The 15,949-nt window shown below is 64.8% G+C and carries 17 protein-coding genes; 6 read left to right on the forward strand and 11 right to left on the reverse strand.

Features of this window, described 5'->3' with window-relative positions; translation table 11 throughout:
* Positions 1-5 precede the first annotated feature (5 nt).
* Positions 6-872, reverse strand: coding sequence for an LD-carboxypeptidase (locus AQZ50_RS07685; RefSeq protein ID WP_082703509.1), 867 nt, complete (start codon positions 870-872; stop codon positions 6-8).
* Between the two features lie 83 nt (positions 873-955).
* Between AQZ50_RS07685 and AQZ50_RS07690 the strand changes: the two genes are divergently transcribed.
* A complete protein-coding gene (locus tag AQZ50_RS07690; RefSeq protein ID WP_067745001.1) occupies positions 956-2,386 on the forward strand; it encodes a glutamate ligase domain-containing protein in 1,431 nt (476 codons plus the stop codon).
* On the opposite strand, the gene AQZ50_RS07695 is transcribed toward AQZ50_RS07690, so the two are convergent.
* Together AQZ50_RS07695 and AQZ50_RS07700 are read right to left on the reverse strand one after the other, a co-directional pair.
* Positions 2,383-3,000 (reverse strand): glutathione S-transferase family protein, encoded by a 618-nt coding sequence (locus tag AQZ50_RS07695; RefSeq protein WP_067745004.1) that lies wholly within the window; start codon positions 2,998-3,000, stop codon positions 2,383-2,385. The genes AQZ50_RS07690 and AQZ50_RS07695 overlap by 4 nt on opposite strands.
* A gap of 131 nt (positions 3,001-3,131) precedes the next feature.
* A complete protein-coding gene (locus AQZ50_RS07700; protein WP_067745387.1) occupies positions 3,132-3,683 on the reverse strand; it encodes a GNAT family N-acetyltransferase in 552 nt (183 codons plus the stop codon).
* Between the two features lie 390 nt (positions 3,684-4,073).
* On the opposite strand from AQZ50_RS07700, the gene rpsA reads away from it, so the two are divergent.
* The 4 genes from rpsA (at position 4,074) to AQZ50_RS07720 (ending at position 8,249) form a co-directional block, all read left to right on the forward strand.
* Positions 4,074-5,783 carry a 30S ribosomal protein S1 gene (gene rpsA, locus AQZ50_RS07705; RefSeq protein ID WP_067745007.1) on the forward strand — a complete coding sequence of 570 codons (1,710 nt, stop codon included), beginning with the start codon at positions 4,074-4,076 and terminating at the stop codon, positions 5,781-5,783.
* A 158-nt stretch (positions 5,784-5,941) separates the two neighbouring features.
* Positions 5,942-6,706, forward strand: coding sequence for a hydroxyacylglutathione hydrolase (gene gloB, locus AQZ50_RS07710; protein WP_067745009.1), 765 nt, complete (start codon positions 5,942-5,944; stop codon positions 6,704-6,706).
* A 20-nt stretch (positions 6,707-6,726) separates the two neighbouring features.
* Positions 6,727-7,764 carry a LacI family DNA-binding transcriptional regulator gene (locus AQZ50_RS07715; RefSeq protein WP_067745011.1) on the forward strand — a complete coding sequence of 346 codons (1,038 nt, stop codon included), beginning with the start codon at positions 6,727-6,729 and terminating at the stop codon, positions 7,762-7,764.
* Complete coding sequence (locus tag AQZ50_RS07720) at positions 7,761-8,249, forward strand: GNAT family N-acetyltransferase (RefSeq protein WP_067745014.1); 489 nt, start codon at positions 7,761-7,763, stop codon at positions 8,247-8,249. The genes AQZ50_RS07715 and AQZ50_RS07720 overlap by 4 nt, the downstream gene beginning before the upstream one ends.
* Positions 8,250-8,315: 66 nt before the next feature.
* Here the strand turns inward: AQZ50_RS07720 and AQZ50_RS07725 are convergent, their stop codons facing one another.
* The 8 genes from AQZ50_RS07725 to AQZ50_RS07760 form a co-directional block, all read right to left on the reverse strand.
* A complete protein-coding gene (locus AQZ50_RS07725; protein WP_067745017.1) occupies positions 8,316-8,831 on the reverse strand; it encodes a F0F1 ATP synthase subunit B family protein in 516 nt (171 codons plus the stop codon).
* Entirely contained in the window at positions 8,824-9,318 is a 495-nt protein-coding gene (locus tag AQZ50_RS07730; protein WP_067745019.1) for a F0F1 ATP synthase subunit B family protein, read from the reverse strand. Before AQZ50_RS07730 ends, AQZ50_RS07725 begins: the two co-directional genes overlap by 8 nt.
* A 179-nt stretch (positions 9,319-9,497) precedes the next feature.
* Complete coding sequence (locus AQZ50_RS07735; RefSeq protein WP_067745022.1) at positions 9,498-9,722, reverse strand: F0F1 ATP synthase subunit C; 225 nt, start codon at positions 9,720-9,722, stop codon at positions 9,498-9,500.
* A gap of 37 nt (positions 9,723-9,759) precedes the next feature.
* Complete coding sequence (locus tag AQZ50_RS07740; protein WP_067745390.1) at positions 9,760-10,545, reverse strand: F0F1 ATP synthase subunit A; 786 nt, start codon at positions 10,543-10,545, stop codon at positions 9,760-9,762.
* Positions 10,546-10,621: 76 nt separating this feature from the next.
* On the reverse strand, positions 10,622-10,942 hold the full coding sequence (locus AQZ50_RS07745; RefSeq protein ID WP_067745025.1) for an AtpZ/AtpI family protein: 321 nt from the start codon (positions 10,940-10,942) through the stop codon (positions 10,622-10,624).
* A 230-nt stretch (positions 10,943-11,172) separates the two neighbouring features.
* Positions 11,173-11,559 (reverse strand): YdbL family probable chaperone protein, encoded by a 387-nt coding sequence (locus AQZ50_RS07750; RefSeq protein WP_067745028.1) that lies wholly within the window; start codon positions 11,557-11,559, stop codon positions 11,173-11,175.
* The gene (locus tag AQZ50_RS21140; protein WP_067745031.1) at positions 11,559-11,762 is read right to left on the reverse strand and encodes a YnbE family lipoprotein; all 204 of its coding nucleotides are present in this window, start codon (positions 11,760-11,762) and stop codon (positions 11,559-11,561) included. Before AQZ50_RS21140 ends, AQZ50_RS07750 begins: the two co-directional genes overlap by 1 nt.
* Entirely contained in the window at positions 11,759-15,076 is a 3,318-nt protein-coding gene (locus tag AQZ50_RS07760; RefSeq protein WP_067745034.1) for an intermembrane phospholipid transport YdbH family protein, read from the reverse strand. The genes AQZ50_RS21140 and AQZ50_RS07760 overlap by 4 nt, the downstream gene beginning before the upstream one ends.
* A gap of 49 nt (positions 15,077-15,125) precedes the next feature.
* On the opposite strand from AQZ50_RS07760, the gene radC reads away from it, so the two are divergent.
* Positions 15,126-15,938 (forward strand): RadC family protein, encoded by an 813-nt coding sequence (gene radC / locus AQZ50_RS07765; RefSeq protein ID WP_082703510.1) that lies wholly within the window; start codon positions 15,126-15,128, stop codon positions 15,936-15,938.
* Positions 15,939-15,949: the final 11 nt, after the last annotated feature.

Below are 15,949 nucleotides of genomic sequence, written 5' to 3' on the forward strand. Positions count from 1 at the left end.
TCCCTTTATACGCCGGCGCGCCCTATTGCCCCCGCCGCCCGACGGCAAGTCCGATAGGCGTTTTTGGGCCCAAACGGCACGATCCGGTTTTGCGCATCGTGCCCGATGTCCGCCGTCCCCAGAAAGGCAATGCCGCGCCTGTCGCACCAATCGCGCACCATCTGGTCCACGCTCATGCCGAAAGGTCGATCGTTTTCGGGCACATCGCTGACCCGCCCGATCCGGATTCCGGCTACCCCCATGCCCGCCAGTGCGATCGTGACGTGAAACAGCAGCCGGTCGACCGCATAGAGATGTTCCGCAACTTCTTCCAGCAGCACGACATGCCCTGCAAGGTCCGGCATCAGCGGCGTGCCCACCAACATGGCCAGCGTCATCAGATTGAACGCGGCGACAGGCCGCGCATCAAGCCCCGGCTCTTCGCCCGACGCATCGCCCGATAGCCAGTCGAGCACGCGCCGCACCGCCGCTTCGCCCCCGCGGCGGCGAATATCGGCGGGCATCGGCGCATGGACGGCGCGCCCGACACCGGCACGATAAAGGCCCGCCAGCATCGTCCCCGCGTCGGAATAGCCCAGATACAGCTTGTCGCGCGCCGCCGCCGTCAGCCCCGCGACCGCCGCTTCGGCTATCCGCACCGCACCATAGCCGCCGCGCGCAAACCACACCGCATCGCAATCGGGATCGTTGGCGCATTCCAGAAACGCGCTCTGCCGCGCATCGTCGGGCCCGGCGAAATGCCCATGCACGGCAAAGCATTGCGGATGAAAATCGAGCGAGATCTCCGGATAATCGCCGGCCAGCGCCACGACGCGCAAGGCATCGTCGCGAGTGAACGGCGTCGACGGGGCGCAGAGGCGGACACGCATGATGCATGGCCATAGGCGATTGGCCGCAGCCTGCAAGCGGTTCGCACGCTGGACTGGCGCGGCGCATGCTGTAGGAAACCGAACCCATGACTTTGTCCGCAGACACCATCGCCGCCCATCCTGCCGCACACGCCTGGTTTTTCTGCGGCATAGGCGGATCGGGCATGCTGCCGCTCGCGCTGATCCTGCGCGGTCTCGGCGCGAGCGTCGCCGGGTCCGACCGCGGCCGCGATCAGGGCCGCACGCCGGAAAAATTCGCCTGGCTCGAAAGCCTGGGCCTTGCGCTCCACCCCCAGAACGGCAGCGGGATCGTTTCGTCCGATCAGATCCTCGTGGCATCGGCAGCTATCGAGGACAGTGTGCCCGAAATCGTCGCGGCACGCGCGCTCGGCTGTGCGCGCCTGTCGCGCGCCGAATTGCTTGCCGCGCTGTTCAATCGTGCCGGACGCTCGATCGCGATTGCCGGGACGAGCGGCAAATCGACCGTGACCGGAATGGTCGGCTGGATCCTGACCGAAGCCGGTCGCGATCCGACGATCATGAACGGCGCCGTGATGAAGAACTTCGTCGCACCCGACGCTCCCTTTGCCTCGGCGCGAGTCGGGTCGGGCGGCGATTTCGTGGCCGAAGTCGACGAAAGCGACGGGTCTATCGCGCTCTATCACCCCACCATCGGCGTGCTTGGGAATGTCAGCCTCGATCACAAGAGTCTTGACGAACTACGCGAATTGTTTGGTAATTTCTGCGCCACTTGCGGCGCAGTCGCGATCAATGCCGACGATGACGAAAGCATGGCGCTGGCCCCGCGCGCGGCGCGCGTGCTGACCTTCGGGCTTGGCCCCGAGGCCATGATCGCGGCCGACCCCGGCTCGATTCGCGAAGGCGCCACCGGGATAGCCGCCCAGGTGATCGACCGCCGCAGCGGCGCCGCTCATACGCTGGCGCTGCAAGTGCCGGGGCGGCACAATCTGATGAATTCGCTCGCCGCGCTCGCTGCGGCCGATCTCGCCGGCGTTCCGCTCCCCCTCGCGATTGCTGCGCTCGGGCGCTTTGCCGGGCTGGCGCGCCGGTTCGACATCGTCGGCACGTCGCCCGGCAGGATCACGGTGATCGACGATTTCGGGCACAATCCGGAAAAAGTCGCAGCCACGCTCGATACCTTGCGCGCTCACCCCGGCCGCGTCATCGCGCTGTTTCAGCCGCACGGCTATGGCCCCTTGCGCCAGATGGGCGCCGAATTGGCCGAAGTTCTCGCCACCCGGCTCGACCCGCCAGACGAAGTGATCCTGACCGACCCGGTCTATTTCGGCGGCACGGTCGACCGCTCGGTGGGATCGGAACGGATCGTCGCGCTGATCAACGCCGCCGGAGGCCATGCCCGACACATCGCCGCCCGCGCCGACGCCGCCGATGCGATCGCGGCCATCGCCCGCCCCGGCGATCGCATCGTGATCATGGGCGCGCGCGACGACACGCTGTCGACCTTTGCCCGCGACCTCTTGCGCCGGCTTGGCTAGGCCTTCTGCGCGGCGCGCGCGGCCCGATGGGCCGGGCGCTCCGCCAAGCGCAGCCAAAGCGCGCGAGTCAGCGGCTCGAACCCGTCGTCCAGTTTCAGACTGGTTGCCAACAATAGAGCATAACCAACGGAAATATCAGCGCCGGTAAAACGATCGCCCAGCAGATAAGGGCGCCCATCGGCAAGCGCGCGTTCGACATGGCGCAGCCGGCCGTGGAACCAGCGCACATAGTCCTCGGCAACCGCGCCCAGCCCGCGATCGGGCTCGAGCCGCGTATAGCGCAACACCAGCGCCTGCGGAAAAGTCAGCGTCGCTTCGCCGAAATGCAGCCAGTTGAGGTATGCGCCATAATCGGCATCGGCGATGGCGACGCCCAACCGGCTCTGCGCATGGCGCGCGATCAGGTATTCGACGATGGCTGCGCTTTCGCTCATGACCGTCTCGCCATCGATCAGGAACGGAATCGTCCCCAAGGGATTGATGTCGAGATAGGTGCGATCATGCACGCGCGGCGGAAACGGCAAAAGGACCAGATCGTAATCCAGCCCGATTTCATGCAACGCCCACAACGCGCGAAACGATCGCGCGTCGGGGCAATGGTATAGCGTGATCATCCGCCCGATCTCCTCCCGCCCGACATGGTGCGGCCACGGCGCCTTCCCGCCATGGCCTCCACACCCCATCAGGCCCCGACTCCATCAGATGGCATCTCCATCAGATGGAGTCGGCCAGAAGATCAATCGCTTCAGGCGAAATGCTTTTCCAGCAAAATCAGATGCGGATCGCCATCGACGCCATGCGCTTCAAAGCCCTTTTCGCGTTCGAGTTCGATCGCCGCATGGTTGTCGCGGTCCTCGATCGAGATCACGCGCTTGAGCCCGCGCCGCTTCGCTTCGGCGGCCAGGATATCGAGCAGAGTCCAGCCCAGACCCTTGCCGCGATAATCGCGATGGATCGAGACGGCAATTTCGCCCGTGTCCATCTGCGCATCGCAGGCCAGCATGGCCGAAGCGACCAGTTCGCCTGTCGCCTTGTCAAACGCGACAAAACTTTCGGTCCGCCAGTGATCGACATGAGTCAGCGGTTCGATCTGATCGGGGCCGACATGGCGCACGGCAGTCAGAAAGCGAAAGCGGCGATCATCGTCGTTCACCGTGTCAAAGAATGCCTCAAGCCTGGCGCCGTCTTCGGCATAGGCCGGACGCACGACCAACATGATACCGTCGCGGGTCTTGTGCTCGGTGGGCTCGGCGAGGTCAGCCAAAGTGGCGTTGGTGTCCGTGGGATTTGTGGTCATGCTGGGATCTCCCATTTCGGCCCCCTTTTGTGGACCGGTGGCGTCGAATTAGGTGCACTGCGGTATATCGGCCTTGATCCAGAGCAAAGGCCTGATTGCAAAATGCGCAATTGCAAGTGCAGGCCCCGGTTCAGCTTGCCATTTCATCCGCATTGGACTAGGGGCGCGCTCATTCCACACCGCCGGCCCGTCATACAAGACGCCCCGGCACAGTGCGGAATACCCGCCATGGCATCCGGCCCGGCGGGTGGTTCGGCCCTTTTACCCTGCGGGCGAAATTGTCGCCATCGATTATCGATCCTCATCGCTATTCGATCCAGCGCAGACGAAAGACCGGCGGAGACAACCGCCTGGCCGGAAAAACTTGACCAACAGGACTTGAACAGACTCATGTCGTCCAACCCCACGCGCGATGATTTCGCTGCGCTGCTCGACGAAACGCTCGGCCAGGCCGCCAATGGCGGCTTTGAAGGCCGCGTCGTCAAGGGCACCGTTACCGCCATTGAAAACGACAAGGCCGTGATCGACGTCGGCCTCAAGAGCGAAGGCCGCGTGCCGCTGCGCGAATTCGCCCCCGCCGGTCAGCCGCACGGCCTCAAGGTCGGCGACGAAGTCGAAGTCTATGTCGACCGCGTCGAAAACGCTGACGGCGAAGCAATGCTCAGCCGCGACCGCGCCCGCCGCGAAGCCGCCTGGGACAAGCTCGAAAACGAATTCGGCGAAGGCAAGCGCGTCGAAGGCGTGATCTTTGGCCGCGTCAAGGGCGGCTTCACTGTCGACCTCGACGGCGCCGTGGCGTTCCTGCCCGGCTCGCAGGTCGACATCCGTCCGGTGCGCGACGTGCAGCCGCTGATGGACATCCCGCAGCCGTTCCAGATTCTCAAGATGGATCGCCGCCGCGGCAACATCGTCGTTTCGCGCCGTGCGGTGCTGGAAGAAACCCGCGCCGAACAGCGCTCGGGCCTGATCCAGAACCTCAAGGAAGGCCAGATCATCGAAGGCGTGGTCAAGAACATCACCGATTACGGTGCGTTCGTCGACCTCGGCGGCATCGACGGCCTGCTCCATGTCACCGACATGAGCTACAAGCGCGTCAACCACCCGTCGGAAGTGATCGCCATCGGCGACACCGTGCGCGTCCAGATCATCCGCATCAACCAGGACACGCAGCGCATCAGCCTCGGCATGAAGCAGCTTGAAAGCGATCCGTGGGAAGGCGTTGCCGCCAAGTACCCGGTCGGCGCCAAGCTGTCGGGCACGGTCACGAACATCACCGAATATGGTGCCTTCGTCGAACTCGAAGCCGGCATCGAAGGCCTGGTCCACGTTTCGGAAATGAGCTGGACCAAGAAGAACGTCCACCCCGGCAAGATCGTTTCGACGAGCCAGGAAGTCGACGTCATGGTGCTCGAAGTCGACAGCGACAAGCGCCGCATCTCGCTGGGCCTCAAGCAGGCGCAGCAGAACCCCTGGGAAGGCTTTGCCGAACGTCACCCGGTCGGCTCGGTCGTCGAAGGCGAAGTCAAGAACGCGACCGAATTCGGTCTGTTCATCGGCCTCGACGGCGACGTCGACGGCATGGTGCACATGTCGGACATCGCCTGGGGCATTTCGGGCGAAGACGCGCTGGCGCTTCACCGCAAGGGCGAACAGGTCAAGGCCGTGGTTCTCGACGTCGATGTCGACAAGGAACGCATCAGCCTTGGCATGAAGCAGCTTGAAAAGGGCGCTCCGGCGGCCGGCGGCACCACCGCTTCGTCGGGCGGCAATGCCCTGCGTCGCGGCGAAGTCATCACCGTCACCGTGCTCGAAGTCCGCGATGGCGGCCTCGAAGTGCAGGCCGGCGAAGACGGCGCGACCGGCTTCATCAAGCGCAGCGACCTTGGCCGCGACCGCGACGAACAGCGCCCCGACCGTTTCCAGGTCGGCCAGAAGCTCGACGCGATGGTCACCGGCTTCGATCGCTCGAAGAAGCCGACTTTCTCGGTCAAGGCTCGCCAGCTCGCCGAAGAAAAGGAAGCCGTGGAACAGTACGGCTCGTCGGATGCCGGCGCTTCGCTGGGCGACATCCTCGGCGCAGCCCTCAAGGCGCAGCGCTAATACCCGCCGCCATCACGGGATTCGCTCCCGTGATGGGCCGGCAGGCATGCCGTCTGCAAAAATCGACGAAAGCCCGCCCCCGCAAAGGGCGGGCTTTTGCTTTGTCACGCACACTCGGCTAGGGTCGGCCGCGAAACAGTGCAAAGACCCGGCCAACCATGTCGCTTATCGTCCACCAGTTCCCCTGCCTGTCCGACAATTACGGCTATCTCGTGCATGATCCGCAAAGCGGGGAAACCGTGGCAATCGATACGCCCGATGCCGATGCCTATCTTGCCGAGGCGGAAAAACGGGGGTGGCAGATCACGCAGATCTGGAACACCCACTGGCACCCCGACCACGCCGGGGGCAACGAGGCGATCAAGGCACAGACCGGTTGTCTGGTAGTCGCGCCCGAAGGCGATGCCGCGCGGATTGCCGCGATCGACCGCACCGTCGAACAGGGCGACATTGTTGCGCTGGGCGCCTTTGAAGCGACGGTTATCGATGTCGGGGGGCACACCCTGGGCCATGTCGCCTATTACCTGCCCGGCGCGGAAATCGCCTTTGTCGGCGACAGCCTGTTCGCGCTCGGCTGCGGGCGGATGTTCGAAGGCACTGCGGCGCAGTTCTGGGACAGCCTGAAGCGAATCAAGGCGCTGCCGCCGCAAACGCTGATCTATTGCGCGCATGAATATACGGCAGGCAACGCGCGCTTTGCGCTCCATGCCGACCCGGACAATGTCGAGCTGGCCGCCTATGTCACCGAGATCGAGGCCAAGCGGGCGCGCGGCGAACCAACCGTTCCCACACGTCTTGAACGCGAACTCGCCACCAATCCCTTTCTTCGCGCCGACGATCCCGCCATGCAACAACGCTGGGGCGGCGGCGATGCCGTCGCAACCTTTGCCGCCTTGCGCGCGGCCAAGGACAGCTTTCGCTGAACCGATGGGCCAACACGACCATGCCTGAAAAACGCCCTGAAAACCGAATCGTGCGCGTCACGTCGTTCGACGTCGCCGAAGCCGCCGGGGTCAGCCAGTCGACGGTCAGCCGCGCGCTCGCCGGCGATACCTCGATCAGCGAGCCGACGCGCAAACGCGTGACCGAAGCCGCGCTGCGGCTCAATTACCAGGTCGACGAAAATGCCGCCCGGCTGCGGCGCGGACGCACCGGCACGCTGGCGCTGGTGATGATCTGCCGCCACGGACAGGATCGCAAGGATCTCAATCCGTTCTATTTCGCCCTGCTCGGCAGCACGTGCGCCGCTGCCGCCGCGCGTGGCTACGAAGTGCTCGTCGCGTTTCAGGACAGCCCTGCCAATTTCTGGGGCCGCTATCAGGAACGGCGCAAGGCCGATGGCATGATCGTCATCGGCACGAGCGAAAATACCGAGGCGTGGGACTATTTCGGCACGCTCGGCGAAGGCACCAACTGGGTCTGCTGGGGCGCGCCAAGCGATGATTTTCCCTGGGTGCGCAGCGACAATCATGCGGGCGCGATGCTCGCCACGCGGCACATGCTGGTACACGGGTACAGGAATATCGTCTGCCTCGGCTCGGAAACATCGCCGCAGCGTCAGTTCAAGGAACGCTATGACGGCTATGCCGACGCCATGCGCGATGCCGGGCTCGAACCCTTTCTGCAACGCATCGAACGCGGACAACCACGCGAGGAACAGGGCCGACTGGCCGCAGCCGCGCTCGTTGAAAGCGGGCGCCCGTTCGACGGGATCTTTGGCGTCAGCGACGAAATCGCGCTCGGCGCGCTCAAGGAACTGGCCTCGCGCGGGTATCGCATTCCCGAAGACGTCGGCGTGGTCGGATTTGACGGCGTGCGCGCGGGCGCGTGGTCGGCGCCGCCACTGACCACGGTCGAATCCGATTTCGAAGTCGCCGGGTCGCTGCTGGTCGACCGTCTGATCGCCACGATCGGCGGCGAAGCCCCCTCTCCCCGCCGCGTTCCGGTGCGGCTCGTGGTGCGCGGGTCGACGCGTCCATGATCACGGCGCGGGTCGCAACGGCAACCGATGCCGACGCGATCTGGGCCATACTCGAACCGGTGATCCGCGCGGGCGAGACTTATGCGTTCGACCGCGCCCTGCCGCGCGACGCGGCGCTGGCCTATTGGATGGGCCTGGATCGCACAACTCTGGTCGCCGTCGATGGCACAGGACTGGTGCTCGGCACGTATACCTTGCGCGCCAATCAGGCCGGCGGCGGGGCCCATGTCGCCAATTGCGGCTATATGGTTGCCGGTCATGCCGCCCGTCGCGGTGTGGGCCGCATCATGGCCGAAGACTCCTTCGCCCGCGCCCGCGCCGAGGGCTTTACCGCGATGCAGTTCAATTTCGTGATCGCAAGCAACACCCGTGCGATCGCGCTGTGGCAATCGCTGGGCTTTGCCATAATCGGGCGCCAACCCGCCGCTTTCACGCACCCCCGCCTCGGCCCGGTCGACGCCCTGATCATGCACCGCGTGCTCTGAGCAAAAAAGAGGGGCCCCGCCGTTACCGGGGGGCCCTCTTTTTATCGGGTCTACGATGCGGACCGATCAGTTGACCAGGCCGTTGATCGCTCCGTTGACCAGCGTCTGGTCCGCATCCGAACCAAGCCGGCCTGCAATCAATTGCGCGGCGGCGCCTGCGGCGGCGTCGACCGCGCGCTGGCGCAGTTCGTCGACCGCTGCGTGTTCGGCGGCGGCGATCTTGTCAGACGCCATCTTTTCGCGGCGGCTGATCACGGCTGCGGTATCCTTGGCGGCGCGCGCGACGATCGCTTCGGCTTCGTGCCGGGCATGGTCGAGCATCGCTTCGGCGTCCTTTTCGGCGCTGGCGATGCGCGCGGCATAATCGGCGCGCAGCTTCTCAGCCTCGGCGCGCAGCACGCGAGCTTCTTCAAGCTGATCGCGGATCGCGCTGATCTGCTTGTCGAGCCCCGACGTGATCAGTGCGGGAACCTTTTTCCACAGCATGATCAGGATCAGCACCGCCATCGAGGCGCTGACGATCGCGACCGGGGGAATTGCTCCGAACAACAGCGGTTCGGCGACTTCGTGCAGCTCAGCCATGAGCGAAAGCTCCCTTCACGGCGCCACGCGCGTCATCGGCGCTGACGGAAAGTCCGGCGACGCGCTGCGCGATGTCTTGCGTGACATCGGCGGCGATCACTTCGAATTCACCCAGCGCGGCTTTGCGCGCGTCGTTGATGCGCGTTTCGGCAGCGCTCACTTGCGCATCGATACGCGCCGACGCGTCGGCCAGGCTGGTATAAGTCGCCTGCGCGGCCTGATGCTTGGCGGCAGAGACCAGTTCGTGGGCACGGGCGCGTTGCTGCGCCTCGGTTTCGAACCAGGCTTCCTGTTCGGCCTCGGCGGCGGCGCGCCCGGCTTCGGCAGCGGCAAGATCGGCGGCGATGCGCTGGTTGCGGTCGGCCATGGTGGCCATGACCTTGGGCACCATTCCCCGACCGACGATGAAAAAAGTCAGGCCGAAAAACACCAGCATCCAGAAGACCTGGCTGAAATAGGTGTCGGCTAGCTGGCTGATCTGGGGCATGACGGGTTCTTTTCGGGCGGGTTCGTCAATATGTGATTGCGCCGCTTTGCAAAAAGCAGCGCTCCCGGCTTTGGGGGCCTTGATGGATCAGGCGGCGACCGGCCAAGTGCCGGCCGCCAACCCCATCACCCCGGTTACCCGGGCAAAGAACCGGGCCTTGTCGGCCCGGCTCCGTCTGCTCACTTGAAGATGAGCAGCGCCGCGATCACGAACGAAAGCAGGCCGAGAAGTTCCGCACCGGCGAAACCGATGAACAGGCGGCCCTGCTGGCTGTCAGCGGCGCCGGGGTTGCGCAGCGCGCCTTCGAGGAACTTGGCAAAAACGTTGCCCACACCGATCGAGGCGAGACCCGCACCGATTGCGGCCAGGCCGGCACCGAGCAGCTTTGCAGCTTCTGCGTCCATTTCAAAAACTCCCTTAAAGATAACTGGGTGACAGGTTTCAGTGAAGGTTTTCCGCGTCATTGAGATAGACGCAGGTCAACAACGCAAAGACGTAGGCCTGAATGCCCGCGACCAGGATTTCCAGCGCGCAGATCCCGACCATCAGCACAAAGCTGGGCACACCGGCAACCGCGAACAGGATCGGTCCGGCATTGCCCCCGCTGATCACAAAGCTCGACAGCACTTCGAGCAGCACGTGCCCGGCCATCATCGCCACGAACAGTCGCAGGCCGAGCGAGAACGGACGCACCAGAAACGAGATCAGTTCGACGAAAAAGATCGGCGGGACCATCGCCACGGGCGTACCGTGCGGCACGAACAGCGAGAAAAAGTGCAGCTTGTGCTTGGCAAAGCCGACAACCAGCACGATCGCAAACGACATGATCGACAAAACGCCGGTCGCCGTGAAATGGCTGGTGAAAGTGAACGGATGAATGCCGAAAAGGCCCAGCGGCATCAGACCGAGGAAGTTGGCAAACAGAATGAACATGAACAGCGAGAAGATGTAAGGCACATACTTCTTGCCATTGGGGCCGACATTGGTCGCCAGCATGGAATCGATGAAGCCGGTAAAGCTTTCCACTGCCATTTGCCAACGGCCGGGAACGACTTCGCGCTTCAACCCGCCAAGCACGAACACCACCAGCACCACAGTCGCCAGCGCCATCCACAACGCGGAATTGGTGAAAGCGACATTATGGCCTGCAATCGCCCAGTTGCTCGAACCGAACAGCGGTTCGATGGCAAACTGGTGCATCGGATCGACTTTCGCTTCGACTGCCACGCTCAAGTCCCTGTCTGCTTTTCCATATCGAATGAAGCCCGCATTCAGCCCATGGCAAAAGCCGATCGCCCAGCGATCACCCCCCACCCTGGCCCGAACGTCGGACGATGTTCCTGAAAGCAACGAAAATTCCGAAGAACATCATTACCAACAGTCCCCATGGCCGTGTCCCGGCAAACTGGTCGATGACCCAGCCGAGAAACAGCCCCCCCAGTATGCCGCCCAAAAGATCCGCCAAAACCCGATTGCCTTCGCGATAGCTCGCGTCGGAACCTTCGGAATCCGGCGATGAAGACTTGCCTTCCTCGCGCTCGCGGGCTGCTTTCAGCCGGGCATCGAGCGATCGTGTACGCGCATCCTCGCCAATGGGTGTCATGTCGGACTGATCATCGTTCATGCGCTGCAATCCTTCCGCAGATCGACGGGCAAAAAACCCGGCACGACCCTTGTCGATGCGACACACGACCGACACAAGTCCGCCGAGAGCGCCTGCCCCTTAGGCGGGGGTAACATACGAGTCAACCGCTACCGAAGTCGTCGTTCGCGCATTTGACAGACCGCTGTCCCAGCTTCGGGACTGGCGGAATCGCGTTGGCGATTCGTATGCGGGATGATGCCTGCCAAAGCTTATGGGCAGCGCGGATCGCGCAGCGGCGGGTTGGGCCCGCGCGTCTGCCATGTGCCGTCGGGAGCCTGATACTTTTCCCCCGGCGTCGTGTGCGAAATCAGCAGGCAGCCCGACGTCAGCGCATATTCCTCGATCGTCGCGTTGGCGGTCTTGGCCTTTTCGGCATAGACCGCGCGGCGGCGAATATTGATGTCTTCGATCGTTTTCTTCAGCTCGGGGCCCGGGGGGGTGACAAAGCCGAGATAGCCGTCGACCTTTTCGCCGACTTTCCCTTCGGATCGCGCGGCGGAATAGACCGGGTCGCGCACTTGCGCCACGGCGGGGACTGCAACGAGCGTCGCCAGCGCGAGCGCGGCGGCAGAACGGAATGGGACAGGCAGCAGCATCAGAAAATCTCCGCGTTCTTGTCGATCGTCTGGGCGGCGTCGCCAGACAGGCGATAGACCACTTCCTGTTTGATATTGACGTTAAGCTCGATCACGATCGGTTTCTCCGGCGCCTTGACCGTAATACATCCGCCAAGCCCCTGTGTCAGACATGCGCCCGCAAGGATGAGGCAGGTTCGGGACGTCGGTCGCACTCTGGTCATGGCATGGTTCCGCTTGCTTGAGGCTGAATGGGGCTGGAAAGCGTGCTCGCCTCGACGCTGACTTGCCCATGATGATGGAGCGGGCGCCCCTGTGCGTCGACCAGCCCGAGCGTACGCGGATCGCGCACCATGCTCGGGTCATAGAGCGACCGCAGCGAGCTGATCAGTTGATAGAACTGGGCCCGAACATTGACGTCGAACCGGATCGGCAAGGACGCTAGCTGGCGCGTGATCAGATTGCGCTCCGCCCCTTTGCCCTGACGTATTCCGCCAAAGCTGACGCGAGTGACGACTTCGCCGGCCAGATCGCCTTCCATGCCGATCGTCATCTGCGCATAATCGACCGAGCGCAGCATGTGAAAGGCAAAATTGGCCATCGGCGAAAGGTCGCGATAGCTCAGCGCGCCGACATAGCTGACATTGCCGCCGGGCGCCCGGCTGATCAGCTGCCCCCCGGTGATCCGCCCGCCATTGGCGTCGAACACCAGCGGCAGACGCCCGTCGAACACCCCCGTCGCCGACAGGTTCGACATGTTGATATGCTGCAGGAACCGCCCCGCTTCGAGCCCGGCGATGGCAAGCGTAAACCGTCGCGGTTCGGCGATTCCCATGCGCAGCACAGTCGGTTCGAGACGGAGCGTGCCGCCTTCGAACGGCCATTCGGCATGATTGAGCTGCACCACCTGCCCCGCGTGCAGTTCCAGATCGATCGTCCCGTTGACGACTTCGATCCCCGGATTGATGCTCGCGATTTTGAGCATCTGATGCGGCGCAGTGACGAAATGGACAAGGTCGGTGAATTCGAGCGTGCCCGACAGCCCTTCGACCGGGCCGACCGCAGCGGCAAAATCGAAATCGTCGCTGCTGAACCGACCGCTGCCGCTGAGGCCTCCGTCGGGGGCATTGGCGTTCCAGTCGAAACGCGCCTTGCCCCGGATCGTCCCGCTGGCATTGGCGATCACCCCTTTGGCCAGATAGGTCAGGTCGCCCGGCTGCAGCGCGGGGCCCCTGTCCTTTGCGTTATTGTCCTTTGCGTCATTGTCCTTTGCGTCAGTGTCCTTTGCGTCATTGTCTTTTTTGGCGGAATCGCGAAACGTCAGCCCCGCCAAAGTGACATCGGCATGCCCCTTCCCGCTGCCGAGATCATGGCGCAGCGTGACTTTCGCGAGCTCGGCCCCGACCGTTGGCGCGACCAGTTGCGCATCGGCATCGACCGCGCCGTCGGCCAGCGCCAGCGTCGCATTGCGCACCGCGACCGGAGCAAAGCGCGCCGGACTGACCCGGTCGCTCAGCGTGAACGTCCCGCCGGTGAGCGCAAGCCGCCCGCCGTCGAGCCGCCAACCGCCCGCCGCCGCCCCCGCCGTCGCCGGTAACGCGGCCATCGACACCTCGCCGCCGGTGAATGTACCGCCCAGCGCGCCGCCGGTCATGCCGGGCGCGATCGTCACCCCGGCCAGATGCAGGCGATTGGCTTCATCGCCCTTGCCCAACACGACATCGACCGCCTGCATCGCGCCGCCGCCCGGCCAGGCGAGGCGCCCTCCGCCGGCATGCAGCGCAATCGGCGCATCCCCGGCATGACCCGACAGCGCAAACGCGGGCAGCATCGCGGCCACACTTGCAGCGCCGCCATTCACGCGCACGATCGCGCCGCCGACCGGGCACATCGTGACCGCCCCATGCGCCAGGTCGAGCGTGCCCACGCGCAACCGATCGAAGGACGGCGTCGCGCAATGGCGCGCCAGCGCGATGTGTCCGTCGCTCGCCACCCCGCCGTCGACCGGCAACACGAGATTGTCGACCCGGCCATCGCCGATCGGCCCGCTGAGCGCCACAGTGCCCGAAAAGCCGAGCGTGCCGTCGCCAAGCTGCGTCACCGCCATGCCCGGCATCGCCAGTTGTGCGTCTGCGGCTCCATAGCGCGCCATGGCGAGGCGGAAACGTGCGCCCCCGGGCCCGCCGGAACGCATCGTCCCGGTGATTGCGGGCAAGTCGGCCCCGCCGGTTGAAAAATTGCCGGTCAGCCGCGGAATATGGTCATCGCCGCCGGTGACGGCGAGGCGTTCGAGGCTGGCCAGCGTCTGCCCGCCGCGTCCGCCGCGCAAAGTGAGGCTGGGCACGGCAATCCGCCAGCCGGTCGCATCGCGATGCACGCCGAGCGATCCGGCCAGCCTGCTGCCCGGCTCTTCGCGCGCCAGGGCCGCTGCGGCGCGGTCGAGCAACGGCCCCAGCGGCGTCCCGCGCACCCCCGCGCGGGCGCGATCGAGCGCGGCCAGCGCCGCCGGCCCGCGCGTCAGCGAGCGGCCTTCGAGATCGCCGCGAAAATCCAGTGCCGAAGTGGCCTGACGGGCATGGACCACGCCATCGAGGCGCAAGCTGCCCAGCCGCAGCGACGGCGCGCCGATCCCTTTGGCATCGAGCGTGATCCGCCCGGCCAGATCGCCCCGCCCGGCGCGCCAGTGCAGCCCGGCCTCGCCGCCGATCCCTGCCGCCGTCGCCGTCGCGCCGCTGACGATTCGCCCCAGTGCCAACCGGCCGTCGAGAGTCCAGTCGGCAAGCGCGGCATCGCCGCCAAGCGCAAGATCGAATTGCCCCGAGGCGAGACGCGTATCGCCGCACCGAGCGCCGCTGATCCGCAAGGGACCGGCAAACTGCGGCCGTCCGGCGCGCGTCGATACCGTGCCGTACAATGTCGTGCGGGCCAGTTCGCAGCCACCTGCCGTCCGCGCCTGCGGCACGATCGCGCCCAGCGTGCCCGAAAACCCGTCGGACAGGCGACCATGGCCATCGGCGGAAAAGACCAGCGCACCATAGGCGCTGTCGATTCGCCCCCGCGCATCGACCAGCGCGAGCGACCAGTCGGGCAGGCGCAAGGCGGCGCCGGTTGACGGCCCATAGATCAGCCGATCGAGCGACCCCAGACTGATCCGCCCGCCCGTCAGCCGCCCATAAAGGCGCGGCCGGACGAGCGTGATCCGATCGATTTCCGGGCCCGCCAGGCCATAGCGCAAGACGATCTCGACGCGATCGATCGCCAGATCGGGATGCGCCGGATCGCCCACCGTGACGGCCCCGATCACTTCGCGCCCCACACCGACCGATTCGATGCGATAGCGCGCGGGCAAGTTGAGCGCGGCCAGTTCGCGATCGATCAGATCGGTCGCGATCCGTTCGCGCAAACCCCACGCCCCGCCCAGCGCAAGCGCGGCAATCCCGGCCCCGACAAGCGCGACCCGCGCCACTCGGCGACGGCGCGGAGAGCCTTCGTCACCCGCGCTATCCCCATCATTCGCCAAATTGGAAGCGTCCGCCATCATCCCCCTTCTTGCGCAGTTGGCGCGCTTGGGCAATGCAAAGACCGCGATGAGCGATGAACCCAGCCTGTTTTCCCAACCTGGCATTCCCAAATCAGGCATTCCCGATTCAGGCAGGCCCGATTCAGGCAGGCCCGATTCAGGCAGGCGATCCGGCCGTCCGAAAGCCGATAGCCGCGTGCGCGAGACCGGGCATGACCCCTCTGGCCATCGCAGCCGCCTGCGCCAAAGGCTGCTCGAAGGCGGCGACGATTCGCTCGCCGATCATGAAGTCGTCGAATACCTGTTGATGACCGCGATCCCCCAAAAGGATGTCAAACCGCTGGCGCGCGTGCTGATCCAGAAATTCGGCTCGCTGGCGGGCGTGTTCAATGCCGAGCCGCGCGCGCTGATGCAGGTTTCGGGAATCAAGGAAACCGCCGCCGCCGCGCTCAAGATTGCCGGCATTGCCTCACGGCGGCTGGCGCAAAGCGCGCTGCGCGAAGAATCGGTACTGTCGAGCTGGCAGGCGCTGATCGATTACCTGCATATCGACATGGCGCATCTGACTCACGAACGCGTGCGCGTGCTCTATCTCAATCTGCAAAATCGCCTGCTGCTCGATCAGGTAGTCAGCGACGGCACGCTCGACGAATCCGCGATCTACACGCGCGAGATCATTTCCAAGGCGATGGCAATCGGCGCAGCGGCGTTGATTCTGGTACACAATCACCCCTCGGGATCGCCGCAGCCGAGCCGCGCCGACATTCAGGTGACGCAAAAGATCATCGATGCCTGCCGCCATCTCAACATCACGGTCCACGATCATGTGATTATCGGACGCGAAGGCCATGTCTCGCTCAAGGCCAAGGGTCTTATATAGAGTCATCTTGC

Origin of the sequence: Novosphingobium sp. Fuku2-ISO-50, from assembly GCF_001519055.1 — a bacterium.
GTDB lineage: Bacteria > Pseudomonadota > Alphaproteobacteria > Sphingomonadales > Sphingomonadaceae > Novosphingobium.

Excerpts from the sequence above, each read along its gene's own strand:
- AQZ50_RS07715 (WP_067745011.1), top strand. The coding sequence starts at position 6,727 with ATGCCTGAAAAACGCCCTGAAAACCGAATCGTGCGCGTCACGTCGTTC.
- AQZ50_RS07730 (WP_067745019.1), bottom strand. The coding sequence starts at position 9,318 with ATGCCCCAGATCAGCCAGCTAGCCGACACCTATTTCAGCCAGGTCTTC.
- AQZ50_RS07745 (WP_067745025.1), bottom strand. The coding sequence starts at position 10,942 with ATGAACGATGATCAGTCCGACATGACACCCATTGGCGAGGATGCGCGT.
- gloB (WP_067745009.1), top strand. The coding sequence starts at position 5,942 with ATGTCGCTTATCGTCCACCAGTTCCCCTGCCTGTCCGACAATTACGGC.
- AQZ50_RS21140 (WP_067745031.1), bottom strand. The coding sequence starts at position 11,762 with ATGACCAGAGTGCGACCGACGTCCCGAACCTGCCTCATCCTTGCGGGC.
- AQZ50_RS07720 (WP_067745014.1), top strand. The coding sequence starts at position 7,761 with ATGATCACGGCGCGGGTCGCAACGGCAACCGATGCCGACGCGATCTGG.
- rpsA (WP_067745007.1), top strand. The coding sequence starts at position 4,074 with ATGTCGTCCAACCCCACGCGCGATGATTTCGCTGCGCTGCTCGACGAA.
- AQZ50_RS07750 (WP_067745028.1), bottom strand. The coding sequence starts at position 11,559 with ATGCTGCTGCCTGTCCCATTCCGTTCTGCCGCCGCGCTCGCGCTGGCG.
- AQZ50_RS07735 (WP_067745022.1), bottom strand. The coding sequence starts at position 9,722 with ATGGACGCAGAAGCTGCAAAGCTGCTCGGTGCCGGCCTGGCCGCAATC.
- AQZ50_RS07695 (WP_067745004.1), bottom strand. The coding sequence starts at position 3,000 with ATGATCACGCTATACCATTGCCCCGACGCGCGATCGTTTCGCGCGTTG.
- radC (WP_082703510.1), top strand. The coding sequence starts at position 15,126 with ATGAGCGATGAACCCAGCCTGTTTTCCCAACCTGGCATTCCCAAATCA.
- AQZ50_RS07725 (WP_067745017.1), bottom strand. The coding sequence starts at position 8,831 with ATGGCTGAGCTGCACGAAGTCGCCGAACCGCTGTTGTTCGGAGCAATT.
- AQZ50_RS07760 (WP_067745034.1), bottom strand. The coding sequence starts at position 15,076 with ATGGCGGACGCTTCCAATTTGGCGAATGATGGGGATAGCGCGGGTGAC.
- AQZ50_RS07700 (WP_067745387.1), bottom strand. The coding sequence starts at position 3,683 with ATGACCACAAATCCCACGGACACCAACGCCACTTTGGCTGACCTCGCC.
- AQZ50_RS07690 (WP_067745001.1), top strand. The coding sequence starts at position 956 with ATGACTTTGTCCGCAGACACCATCGCCGCCCATCCTGCCGCACACGCC.